10 protein-coding genes are annotated in these 12,847 nt (G+C 31.4%); 8 read left to right on the top strand and 2 right to left on the bottom strand.

What is annotated here, in order from left to right:
• Window positions 1-40 precede the first annotated feature (40 nt).
• Entirely contained in the window at window positions 41-2,581 is a 2,541-nt protein-coding gene (locus tag BR66_RS0101155) for a calcium-translocating P-type ATPase, PMCA-type (protein WP_026881271.1), read from the top strand.
• 200 nt (window positions 2,582-2,781) lie between these two features.
• On the opposite strand, the gene BR66_RS0101160 is transcribed toward BR66_RS0101155, so the two are convergent.
• Together BR66_RS0101160 and ychF are read right to left on the bottom strand one after the other, a co-directional pair.
• Window positions 2,782-3,189, bottom strand: a complete 408-nt coding sequence (locus BR66_RS0101160) for a hypothetical protein (protein WP_026881272.1) — start codon at window positions 3,187-3,189, stop codon at window positions 2,782-2,784.
• Between the two features lie 187 nt (window positions 3,190-3,376).
• Window positions 3,377-4,474 carry a redox-regulated ATPase YchF gene (ychF, locus tag BR66_RS0101165; protein WP_026881273.1) on the bottom strand — a complete coding sequence of 366 codons (1,098 nt, stop codon included), beginning with the start codon at window positions 4,472-4,474 and terminating at the stop codon, window positions 3,377-3,379.
• Window positions 4,475-4,819: 345 nt separating this feature from the next.
• Between ychF and mraZ the strand changes: the two genes are divergently transcribed.
• From mraZ to mraY, 7 genes are all read left to right on the top strand, one after another.
• The gene (mraZ, locus tag BR66_RS0101170; protein ID WP_026881274.1) at window positions 4,820-5,248 is read left to right on the top strand and encodes a division/cell wall cluster transcriptional repressor MraZ; all 429 of its coding nucleotides are present in this window, start codon (window positions 4,820-4,822) and stop codon (window positions 5,246-5,248) included.
• 10 nt (window positions 5,249-5,258) lie between these two features.
• On the top strand, window positions 5,259-6,191 hold the full coding sequence (gene rsmH, locus BR66_RS0101175; RefSeq protein WP_026881275.1) for a 16S rRNA (cytosine(1402)-N(4))-methyltransferase RsmH: 933 nt from the start codon (window positions 5,259-5,261) through the stop codon (window positions 6,189-6,191).
• A 12-nt stretch (window positions 6,192-6,203) separates the two neighbouring features.
• Entirely contained in the window at window positions 6,204-6,695 is a 492-nt protein-coding gene (locus BR66_RS0101180) for a hypothetical protein (RefSeq protein WP_026881276.1), read from the top strand.
• 62 nt (window positions 6,696-6,757) lie between these two features.
• On the top strand, window positions 6,758-8,947 hold the full coding sequence (locus tag BR66_RS0101185; RefSeq protein WP_026881277.1) for a stage V sporulation protein D: 2,190 nt from the start codon (window positions 6,758-6,760) through the stop codon (window positions 8,945-8,947).
• A gap of 48 nt (window positions 8,948-8,995) precedes the next feature.
• On the top strand, window positions 8,996-10,444 hold the full coding sequence (locus tag BR66_RS0101190; protein ID WP_026881278.1) for a UDP-N-acetylmuramoyl-L-alanyl-D-glutamate--2,6-diaminopimelate ligase: 1,449 nt from the start codon (window positions 8,996-8,998) through the stop codon (window positions 10,442-10,444).
• Window positions 10,445-11,830 (top strand): UDP-N-acetylmuramoyl-tripeptide--D-alanyl-D-alanine ligase, encoded by a 1,386-nt coding sequence (locus BR66_RS0101195; RefSeq protein WP_026881279.1) that lies wholly within the window; start codon window positions 10,445-10,447, stop codon window positions 11,828-11,830.
• 15 nt (window positions 11,831-11,845) lie between these two features.
• The gene (gene mraY / locus BR66_RS0101200; RefSeq protein ID WP_026881280.1) at window positions 11,846-12,805 is read left to right on the top strand and encodes a phospho-N-acetylmuramoyl-pentapeptide-transferase; all 960 of its coding nucleotides are present in this window, start codon (window positions 11,846-11,848) and stop codon (window positions 12,803-12,805) included.
• Window positions 12,806-12,847: the final 42 nt, after the last annotated feature.

Below are 12,847 nucleotides of genomic sequence, written 5' to 3' on the forward strand. Positions count from 1 at the left end.
ACAAGTATATTTTAACTACCAATGCGAGGTGAAAAAATTGATTAATGAAAATGAAATTTACAATGGGCTTAGCAGTTTAGAAGCAAGCAAACGTTTGAAAAAATATGGATTGAATATACTAAAGGAAAATAAAAAGATATCACCTGTAAAAATATTCATTTCACAATTTAATGATTTTATTATATGGGTTTTAATAGCAGCAACAATTATATCTGGTTTTATGGGAGAAAAAGCAGATGCGGTAACCATAATAATAATTGTTATTATGAATGCTGTTATGGGATTTATACAAGAGTATAGGACAGAAAAGTCATTGGAAGCCTTAAAAAAAATGTCATCTCAAACTACAAAGGTAATTAGAGATGATAACATTCAGGTAATAAATGCTGAGGGTTTAGTTCCAGGAGATTTAATTGTATTTGAGAGTGGAGATAAGATACCAGCAGATGCAATAATTATTCAGTCATCAAATATATCTATAGATGAATCAATTTTAACAGGTGAATCTTTAGGTGTTAGTAAAGACTCAAGTAATAGAAATAATTCTATCTACATGGGGACAGTTGTTCTTCGAGGTAAAGGGGAAGCTAGAGTTGTGGAAACGGGTATGCATACAGAAATGGGTAAAATAGCAAATTTACTCCAAAATATAGAGCAAGAAAAATCCCCTCTGAAAGAAAAACTAGCAACGCTTGGTAAAATATTAGTTTTTTTATGCATTTTCATATGTATTATAGTAACAGCCTTAGGTATAATAAGAGGTCAAGATAAATATGAAATGTTTTTACTTGGTGTAAGTCTTGCAGTAGCGGCTATTCCTGAAGGTTTGCCAGCTATTGTAACTGTTGCATTAGCACTAGGAGTATCTAGAATGTTAAAACGAAATGCATTGGTAAGAAAATTGCCGGCAGTGGAAACACTCGGGTGCACTTCGGTGATTTGTAGTGATAAAACAGGTACGCTTACTAAAAATATGATGACTGTGAAGTCTATCTATTATAATAATAGACTATATAACGACAAAAATTTTAAAGACAGTAGATTAAATATGATAAAAAAGACATTTACTTTTTGTAATGATTTTGAAGTTAATTATAGAGAAAAAAATATTGATAAATGTTTTATTGGTGATCCTACAGAAACAGCATTAATTAAAGCATTTTTTAGTAATGGTAATGAGGTAAAAGAATTTTTAAAAACAGGAGAAAGAATTAGTGACGTTCCATTCGACTCAAATAGGAAAATGATGTCTGTTGTAGTGAATGAACATGGGAACAAAACTTCTTATGTAAAGGGTGCACCAGAAAGAGTATTAGAAAGATGCAAATATATATATATTAACGGTGAAAAGAAGATATTAACTGCGGAATATAAAAATAAAGTGCAGTCAGCTTTGAGCGATATGTCAAGTGCTGCACTGAGATGTATTGCAGCTGCATATAAAGATACGGGGCTAGTTAATGGCAATCAGGAAAAAAATCTTGTGTTTTTAGGTTTTGCAGGAATGATAGACCCACCTAGAAAAGAAGTAAAAGCATCTGTTTTAAAATGCAATGAGGCTGGTATCAACGTGGTAATGATAACTGGGGATCATAAAAATACGGCTTTTGCAATAGGAAAAGAACTGGGTATAGCAAAAGATTGGAAAGAAGTCATTACAGGAGATGAATTGGATAAATTGGATGATGACAAACTCTTGTCAAAAATAAATGGAATAAAAATATTTGCAAGAGTAACACCGGAACATAAGCTTAGGATAGTTGGAACTTTTAAACGGAAAAATAAAATAGTTGCAATGACAGGGGATGGTGTCAATGACGCTCCGGCTGTAAAAAATGCTGATATTGGAATATCAATGGGTTTATCTGGGACAGATGTAACTAAAGAAGCAAGCGCAATGATACTACTTGATGACAATTTTACTACAATAGTAGCTGCAGTAGAAGAGGGAAGGGTGATTTATAATAATATTAGAAAATTTATAAGATATTTACTTTCTTGCAATCTTGGAGAGGTATTGACAATGTTTTTATCTTCATTATTGTATTTGGATACACCACTACTACCAATTCAAATATTACTTGTGAATCTGGCAACAGATGGTTTGCCGGCAATTGCTCTTGGGGTTGATCCAAAGGATGAAGATGTAATGGATGAAATGCCAAGGGATAAAGATGAAAGCATATTTGCAAGAGGGCTAAAGGAAAAGATACTTATAAGAGGAAGTTTAATCGGGATATGTACAGTACTTTCATTTTTAGTAGGAGGAGTTTTAAATATGCCACTTAGGACATGTAGAACTTTAGCACTTGGCACATTAATAATGTCACAGCTAATACATGTATTTGAATGTAGATCGGAAAAACATTCTATTTTTCAAATAAAGTTTTTATCAAATATGTATCTTGTTTGTGCAGTAGCTATTTCTGTAGCTATGTTAGTTAGTGTAATATATATTCCATTTTTAAGAGGTGTGTTTCACACAGATCCACTAAACCTATTTCAATGGATAATTGTCCTGTTTTTTTCATGCTTTATTGCAGGCATTAATAGTATTTATTTGTACTTAAACAAAAAATAGCAAATAGCAAGTGAGAAGATAAGGAAGGTTTTCACTTGGTAACAAAATTAATAAAGGAAAAAACGTATATAGATTTGATTTACACAAATCTATATACGGTCTCTTTTAGTTACAAGGTATTAAGCAATTATGAGAGGTTTTTAGCTTGTCATTCTTAACTTATAACAGTTTATTAAAGCTTGTCACTTCTTTTTCAAGGGTTATCTGTATTTTCGTATTTGCTTAACTGGCTTTGTTGTATTTCCTTCTACAAAAACTAAATCTTTTTTAGTGGTCATGTTTCGTATATTAACGATTTCAATGAGTTCACTATTTCCTTTACCCTTAACTCCTTTTAAACCTTGAATTAGTAAAAGATGTCCTTGATTTATAGTTATAAAATCAATTTTTTTGAACCAGCGATGTTTTTTATAAATACATTTGATAACATTTTTGCTTCTATCAGGTTTAACTATTAATGTAACTAATAGTTTGTTAAATATCCATAAAACTGATTTTCTCTCAACCTTTATTGAGACTACATTACCTTGAATTTGTGTAAGTCTATCACCATATTTGTCCATATAACTTTTTGCGTAATAATTTTGTATTTTATCTTTAAAACCCATGTGTATGATTCCTCTTTTCTATTAGATTTATGTAAAAGCTTATAAAATATTTCATTTATGCAATATAAATTTACAGATTTATTATATCATATTATATATGCTTTTTAAATATATAAAAATGGGATGTAAATAAAATATTTACATCCCATTTTTATTTTACTTATTACCTGAACATTGTGACATTTTCCTAAACGTTAAACCTAAAGTTTACAATGTCACCATCTTGCATTACGTATTCTTTTCCTTCAAGCCTATAAAGACCTTTTTCTTTTGCAGCAGATTCAGAACCACAATTAACTAAATCATCAAAAGAAACAATTTCAGCTCTAATGAAACCTCTTTCAATATCACTGTGTATTTTACCAGCAGATTTTTGTGCTTTTGTTCCATTTTTAATTGTCCAGGCTCTTACCTCATCAGTACCAGCAGTCAAAAAGCTCATAAGCCCAAGTAATTTATAGCTAGAATGAATCAATTTATTAAGGCCAGACTCATTTAAGCCATATTCAGCTAGCATTTCATTTTGTTCCTCTTCACTTAAAGCTGCTAATTGTTCTTCAAGGCTAGCACAAACAGTGATGACTTCTGAATTCTCAGAAACAGCAAGTGCTTTTACCTTTTTAACTAATTCATTATCTCCACTACCAGAAATAAGATCATCTTCTGAAATATTTGCAGCGTAAAGGACTGGTTTTGAAGTAATAAGGAATAAATCTTTTACAAATACTGATTCGTCATCAGTAAGTTCCAAAGATCTAACAGGTTTACCTGCCTCTAAATGTGTTTTGACTTTTTCCATTGCTCCAAGTTCAAATATAGCTTTTTTGTCACCGGAGTGGGATAGTTTTATACTTTTTTCCATTCTTCTTTCAAGAACTTCTAAATCTGAAAAAATAAGTTCTAAGCTAATTATCTCAATATCACGTATTGGGTCAACGGAACCTTCCACATGGATAATATTATCATCCTCGAAACATCTTACAACATGAACTATTGCTGAGGATTCTCTAATATGAGATAAAAACTTGTTTCCAAGACCTTCTCCCTTACTGGCTCCTTTTACAAGACCAGCTATATCATAAAACTCAATACTAGCATGGGTGGTACGTTTGGGATTATATATTTTTTCTAAAACATCAAGTCGCGTGTCAGGAACATCAACTACACCAATATTTGGTTCAATGGTGCAGAATGGATAGTTGGCTGATTCAGCACCTGCTTTTGTAATTGCATTAAACAATGTACTTTTTCCTACATTTGGTAGGCCTACAATACCTAATCTCATTATGTACATTCCTTTCTTTTTCTGTATAATGCATCTGAAAGAAAATAGACTAGCATACTGACTAGTTATTTTTTTGAAGATGCCTAAATTCTATTTAATTATACATTAGAACAATATGTATTTCAATGATTATAAGATTAGGTTTTAAAACATAGGTTTAGAAACACAAGTTTTCAAAAAAATAGCAGGTAAATATGATAATAAATCGTGTTTTGAATGTTTTGTTCAAAAATATTAAAAAATTTTCAATAAAAAAGAGGAGTTTTACTGTCAATTATAGAATAAGTAGTGTAAAGTGGATTAGAGTGGAGCAGAATGGAGCAAAATACCAAAGAGGTGAATTAAATGTTTATTGGAGAATATCAGCATGCCATGGATAATAAAAATAGAATTATAGTTCCTTCAAAATTTAGGGAGGAACTTGGAGATACTTTTGTATTAACAAAAGGGTTAGATGGATGCTTATATATTTATACTATAAACGAATGGAAAAACCTTGAGGCAAAACTTGGTAAATTACCACTTACAAACAGAGATGCTAGAGCATTTGTTAGATTTTTCTTTTCAGGTGCCAATGAAATTAATGTAGACAAGCAGGGAAGAGCTTTAATTCCTCAAAATTTATTGGAATATGCATCTATCACAAAGGAAATAATAAGTATAGGAGTTTCAACTAGAGTAGAAATTTGGAGCAAGGAAAAGTGGAAAGAATACAATGAATCAGATATAAATATGGATGAAATCGCAGAAAAAATGAGCGAACTATTAATATAGAGGTGGAAAAATGGAATTTAAACATGTGTCTGTTTTACTTAACGAATGTCTGGAAAATTTAGATATAAAAAAAGATGGGATATACGTGGATTGCACTTTGGGTGGCGCTGGTCATTCTTATGAAATATTAAAAAGATTAAGTGAGAATGGTAGGCTAATTGGTATAGATCAGGATAGCGACGCAATAAACGCAGCAAAAGAAAAACTGAATAGCTATAAAAATGTTACATATGTACACGACAATTTTTATAATATTGATAATATCCTTGAAGAGCTTAATATAGATAAGGTTGACGGAATACTTATGGATCTTGGTGTGTCAAGTTATCAATTAGATCAACCAGAAAGAGGCTTTAGTTATATGCATGATGCACCTCTTGATATGAGGATGAATAGAGACGATAGCAAATCAGCGTTTGATGTGGTGAATAATTATGATGAAGTGGACTTATATAAAGTAATAAGAGACTATGGTGAGGAAAAATTTGCAAAAAGAATTGCTGGTTTTGTAGTTGAAAGAAGAGAACTAGGGCCAATAAATACAACATTAGAGCTAGTGGAGATAATAAAGAATGCAATACCTGCAAGATTTAGAAGGGATGGACCACATCCAGCTAAAAGAACTTTTCAAGCTATTCGTATAGAAGTAAATAATGAACTTGGAATTTTAAGCAAAACTATTGAAGACGGGATTAGAAGACTTAAAAAGGGTGGAAGAATGGACATAATTTCATTTCATTCTTTAGAAGATAGAATTGTAAAGACTAAATTTAAAAAGTTACAGGATCCATGTGAATGTCCTAAAGAATTTCCAATCTGCATTTGTGGTAAAACGGCTGAAATAAAAATAATAACAAAAAAACCCATTGATGCAAGTGAAGAAGAATTAGAAGAAAATCCAAGAAGCAGAAGTGCAAAACTTCGAGTTGCAGAAAAAATTTGAGGGGTGAAATAATTGGTGGTTATAGAGAAAAACTACATAAACAGCGGAAGCACAGCATTACAGCCTAAGCGGAAACCAATAGAAAAAGATAATAGTGAATTAAAAAGAGCCGAAAATGAAAAGCAAAGACATAAAAAACAGCTAAAATTAAAGAATCAAGGTTTAGTTATTCTAAGTATAGTTTTGTTGTTTTCTCTTGGATCTACATTGATTTACAGGTATTCTGAAATATATGCTATGGAAAATACTTTAATAAAGAGTACTTCTAATTCTGGAAATATTGAAAAGGATAATGAGAATTTGCGTTTACAGCTAGTTCAACATAATAGGGTTTCAGTTGTTGAAGATAATGCTGCAAAACTTAATATGGTTCCAATAGATAAAAGTCAGGAAGTTTCATTGAATTATGATAAACAGACATTAACTGCAAGCGAAAATTCAGATGATACAAAAGATAAACAATCTTTTTTTAATAAGATCATAGCCGCAATTACAAATAAATGAGAATATTATGCTGAAATAATTAATATTAATTAGTTATATATTAATTATTGGAGGTAACTTAGTTGATCACAAGAAAATATAGGGATAAGGTTATTATAAAAAGAAGATTGGTATTTGCACTGATTTTTTTTATAATAGTTTTTTCTCTACTGATTTTGCGGCTATTTAATGTTCAGGTTATCTTATCATCAAAATACAAAAAAATGGCTATTGAACAGTGGACAAGTGAGGTTAAAATATCTGCAAAACGTGGAAGAATATTAGATAGAAATGAAAAAGAATTAGCAATCAGTGGCAATGTATTTAGGATAGATTTGGATTTAAACTCCATAAGAAGCTATCTACATAATAATAAAGCCATGAACATGGATATACTCTCGGGCAAGCTAGCTAACGATTTAGGTAAAACTAAGGAAGAAATAAATAAAATTTTAAATTATAAACTCCCAAGTGGTGCTCTAGCAGGATCAGCTAATCTTGTTAGAAGGGTGCCTAAGGAAGTAGCTGATAAAGTGGCAAGTCTTAAAGTTAATGGAATTATTATTTCACCGGACACCAAAAGGTATTATGTTAATGATAATTTTTTAGCTCAAGTAATTGGACATACAAACTCTGATGGAAAAGGATTAACTGGGGTGGAGCTACAATATGACAAATATTTAGCTGGAATGCCAGGCAGAAGAATAGCAGAAATAGATAAAAATAGTGCTAATTTAGATTATACAGTATCTGAATTTTCAAAGCCAGAAAATGGTGATGATGTTGTACTTACTGTAGATAAAGGGATTCAAGAATTTGCTGAAAAGAGTGCAGATGAAGCACTTAAAGACAATAAAGCAAAAGCAGTTTCAATTATAGTTGAAAACCCGAAAAATGGAGAAATACTAGCAATGGTAAACAAGCCGGATTATAATCCAAATGATCCCTGGGAAAAAGGTAAAAGTTTTGATGAACTTCAAAAGGAATGGAGAAATAGAGCAGTTAGCGATGCCTTTGAGCCAGGTTCAATATTTAAAGTTGTAACGGCTACTGCTGCAATGGAAGAAAAGCTTGTAAAAGAAAATGATCAATTTAACTGTAGTGGAAGTATAACAATTGCTAAAAAAATTATTCATTGTTGGAAGAGAACAGGACATGGGGCAGAAACATTTGTAGATATAATTAAAAATTCTTGCAATGTTGGTTTTGCAATACTTGGACAAAGACTTGGGGCTGTTAATTTAAACAAATGGATTAAGTTATTTGGTTTTGGTCAAAAGACAGGAGTAGATTTACCAGGAGAGTCAAATGGAATAATTAAGCCTACAAATAAAATAGGACCCGTAGATCTAGCAACCATTGCTTTTGGTCAAGCAAATACCGTTTCTATGGTTCAATATCTAAGTGCGTTTAATGCAATTGCCAATAATGGTGTGTGGGTTAGACCACATATAATGAAAAAAATTGTTCATTATGATTCAAATAATAATGAGATCACAGATAAAACTTATGAAGATTATGGTGAAAAACAAATTGTGGACAAAAGCACCGCAGAGCAGCTTAGAGGATATTTGGAAAAAGTAATATCTGAAGGTGGCGGTAAAAAAGCATATATAGATGGATATCATATAGCAGGTAAGACTGGTACAGCTCAAAAACCGAATCCCAATGGAGGAGGTTATGAGGCAGGAAAATATATAGCTTCCTTCGCCGGGATGGCACCAGCAAATGACCCACAGATATCAGTACTTATTTCTATCGATGAACCTGACCCGTCAAATTATTATGCTGGGCAAATAGCAACTCCAGTAGCAAAACAGATGTTTAGTGATATTTTTAATTATCTTAACATAAAGGCTGATGCATCTAAGGACGATATTGAAAATAGTATGCTTAATGATGTAGTTGTTCCAAACGTAAGGGGAATGAAAAGTGAAGATGCATACAAGATTTTAAAAGATAATAATTTGTCTTTTGATAAAGTACCAAGCGGTGGGAATATAACAGATATAACGCCTCTTCCTGGAGCAACGGTGAAAGAAGGGACAAAAGTAATACTTTACACTGGAACCACACCTAATTATAATAGTAATGTAGAAGTACCAGATTTATCAGGTATGAATAAAGATAAGGCAAGTGAAATTCTTAAAAATTTGGGATTGAATTGTCGGTTTACTGGAAATGGAATAGTATCTGATCAAGATATTGCAGAAGGTTCTAAAGTTCAGAAGGGCACTATTATTAATTTGGATTTAGAAATTACAGGAGACTAAAGCACAATACTGTTACAGTATTGTGCTTATTTAAAGAGGAGTGGTAATGTGAATTTAGTTAATATACTTCAAGGAATTTCATATGAAATTATTTGTGGAAGTGATGATTTAGATATAAATAAAATCGAATATGATTCAAGAAAATTAATAAATGATGATTTATTCGTATGTATTGAAGGCTATAATACAGATGGACACAAATATATTAACAATGCTATTAAAAGTGGTGCAGAGGCAATAATTTGTACTAAAAATTTGCTACCTATAGATAATTGTACTTTGATAAAAGTAGATGACAGTAGGATGGCACTAGCATTGATGGCAGCTAATTTCTATGGACATCCAGAAAAAAAGCTAAAGATGATGGGAATAACAGGAACTAATGGAAAGACTACAGCCACATTCATGATGAAGTCAATTTTAGAGACGAGTGGCAAGAAAGTAGGACTTATAGGTACAATAGCTAATTATATTGGCGAGAAAAAATATATGTCAAGTAGAACGACACCAGAGTCACTTGAACTTTTTCAGCTATTTAATGAGATGGTAGAGCAGAATGTTGAATACTGCGTCATGGAGGTTTCATCACATTCATTATATCTAAGTAGAGTTTATGGAATAGAGTTTAATGAGGGGATTTTCACAAACCTTACTCAAGATCATTTGGATTTTCACAAAACTTTTGAAAATTATTATAGAGCAAAACTTATACTATTTAAAAACAGCAAAAATTCTATAATTAATATGGATGATGAATATGGAAGTCGGATATATGATGATTTGGATAATAACAAAATAACCTATGGAGTTAATGGAAAGTTAGATTTAAAAGCTGAAAATATAAAGGTGCATTCAAGAGGTATTGAGTTTGACATTAATTATTTAAGCAAACATGTGAATGTTAATTTGAATATACCAGGAAGATATAACACATATAATGCCCTTGGAAGTGCAGCAGCATGCTTACTAGAAGGTTTTAGCCTTGAGCAGATAAAAGATGGACTTGAAGCCCTTAAGGCTGTACCAGGAAGGTGTGAATCATATGAAGCAAGCATGAATTTGGGATTTGATATAATTATAGATTATGCACATACTCCTGACGCACTATTGAATATATTAAAAACAGCGAGGGAATTTACTAAAAATAAGCTTATCTGTGTATTTGGTTGTGGTGGAGATAGAGATAATACTAAGAGACCAATTATGGGTGATGTAGGCACAAAAATGAGTGATGTGGCAATAATAACTTCAGACAATCCACGAAGTGAAGAACCCATGGACATAATAAATGAGATATTACAAGGAACAAAAAAAGAAAATTATTTTACTATTGAAAATAGAAAAGATGCAATAAAAAAAGCAATAACTATAGCAACAAAAGGTGATGTAATTGTTATTGCAGGAAAGGGACACGAAGATTATCAAATATTAAAAGAAGGAAAGATTCATTTTGATGAGAGAGAAGTTATTGCTGAAATACTAAAGGAGCTGTTTTAATTGGAATACATTTCATTGAAGGATATTTTAAATGCGGTAGATGGAAAATTGCTACAAAATGGTCAACTGGAAAAATTTAATCATATAACAATAGACACAAGAGAAGTAAAAAAAAATAGTATTTTTATTGCTATAAAGGGTGAAAAATATAATGCTAATGAATTTCTTATTGAAGCAATAAAAAATGGAGCGTCTTTGTGCATTATAGATGAAATAAAATATAATGAAGCGGATTTGCCGAGTGATGTGTCCATAATAGTTGTTGAAGACACTAGAAAGGCATTACTAAATCTTGCTGAATTTTATAAAAGTATTTTAAATATTAAAGTAGTTGGAATCACAGGTTCAACGGGCAAAACTTCTACTAAAGATATGACATATGCTATTTTAAGTGAAAAATATAAAGTATACAAAACCCAAGGTAATTTTAACAATGAAATTGGATTACCACTTACTATATTTAACTTAGACAACACTTATGATATTGCAGTACTGGAAATGGGGATGAGCCACTTTTTTGAGATACACAATATGGCAAAAACTGCCAAACCAGATATAGCTATCATAACAAATATTGGAATATCTCATATAGAAAATTTAAAGACAAGGGATAATATTTTAAAGGCAAAACTTGAGATTACAGATTATTTTATAAAATCGTCTAAACTTATAATAAATACTGACAATGAATTATTAGAGAAGCTTAGCATAAAAGACATTAACTATGATGTTGTTAGGTGTGGTTCAAATATAAATGCTGAGTTAAAAGCCTATAATATATGCTTAGGTGAGGATTATGTGACTTTTGATATACTTGAAGATGAGAAAGTAGTGTTCAGAAATTTCAGGGTAAATTCTCCAGGAAAACATAATGTGCTTAATGCACTACTTGCAATAGCGGCGGCAAGGAACTTTGGAATGACATGGAGTGAAATGAATAGTGGTATAAAAAAGCTTCAAATGACTTCCATGAGACTAGATATATTAAGAGGATCAAAATACACAATTATTGATGACTGCTACAATGCAAGTCCAGATTCCATGAGGGCAGCTATTGATGTATTACATAATGTTAAAGGCACGCGTAAGATTGCTATACTTGGAAGTATGAGAGAACTTGGGGAGGAAGCTTTTAAGGCTCACGTAGATGTTGGAGTTTATGCAAAAGAAAATTCAATAGATTTTTTAATTATTTTAGGAGAATTCTCACTGGCTTACGAGCAAGGATTTTCGGACAAAGATAAATTGAAAAATTTTGATTCAAATGAAAATGTAATTAAATTTCTCAAGAATTTTTTGAATAAAGACGATGTGATTTTAGTTAAAGCATCAAGAGCTATGAAATTTGAACAAATAGTTAAGGACATCAAAGAAGATAACAAGTAGATAGGAGAGATAAGTATGAGTGCAATGATATATTCCGTTCTAGTAGCATTTTTAATTTCTATGCTTCAAGGGCCAATTATAATTCCAATACTTCACAAATTGAAGTTTGGGCAGAATATTAGAGAAGATGGACCTAAGAGTCACAGGATAAAAGCTGGGACGCCAACGATGGGTGGAATTATTTTTATAATTACTACGGCTATAACTATGATAATAATGAACAGTAATAATATTTTAAAAGATAAAAATGTTATATTCGCTTTCTTATGTTTTTTAGCATTTGGAGCTATAGGATTTTTAGATGACGCTCTTAAAATAATACATAAGAAAAATGAAGGGTTAACTACAAAACAAAAAGCACTTTTACAGATTATAGTTTCATTTGTTATTGCATTTTATGCGTATTTTAATATAGGAGCAGATATATACATACCTTTTTTAAAAATATCATTGGAGCTTAATCCTGTAGTGTACATTCTAGGAGTGGTGTTCTATTTTGTAGCCGTAACTAATGGAGTGAATTTAACTGATGGTTTAGATGGTCTTGCAACCTCAATTACGCTTCTTGTAATGACGTTTTTTGCTATGGTATGTTTTGCTTGGCACAATTATGAACTTGCAATATTTTGTTCAATAATGGCTGGAGCACTTTTAGGGTTCCTAAAATATAATGCATATCCTGCACAAATATTTATGGGAGATACAGGTTCTTTAGCCCTAGGAGGAGCGGTTGCAAGCACTGCTTTGATACTAAAATTACCATTATTGGTTATAATAGTAGGTGGAGTGTATGTATTAGAAGTTGTGTCAGTAATTATACAAGTGTATTATTATAAGCTTACAAGGAAAAGATTCTTCAAAATGGCACCTATACATCATCATTTTGAACAACTTGGATGGCATGAAACAAAAGTAGTTTCAGTATTTTCTATTGCCACAGTTATATTATGTCTTATTTCATTTTTGGCATTTTAGATTGTTATTAAGTATGCAGAGCGCTGGAAACAGCTATTCAGC

The organism is Clostridium akagii DSM 12554, from assembly GCF_000686725.1.
GTDB classification, from domain to species: Bacteria; Bacillota; Clostridia; order Clostridiales; family Clostridiaceae; genus Clostridium_I; species Clostridium_I akagii.

Excerpts from the sequence above, each read along its gene's own strand:
- rsmH (WP_026881275.1), top strand. The coding sequence starts at position 5,259 with ATGGAATTTAAACATGTGTCTGTTTTACTTAACGAATGTCTGGAAAAT.
- ychF (WP_026881273.1), bottom strand. The coding sequence starts at position 4,474 with ATGAGATTAGGTATTGTAGGCCTACCAAATGTAGGAAAAAGTACATTG.
- mraY (WP_026881280.1), top strand. The coding sequence starts at position 11,846 with ATGAGTGCAATGATATATTCCGTTCTAGTAGCATTTTTAATTTCTATG.
- mraZ (WP_026881274.1), top strand. The coding sequence starts at position 4,820 with ATGTTTATTGGAGAATATCAGCATGCCATGGATAATAAAAATAGAATT.
- BR66_RS0101160 (WP_026881272.1), bottom strand. The coding sequence starts at position 3,189 with ATGGGTTTTAAAGATAAAATACAAAATTATTACGCAAAAAGTTATATG.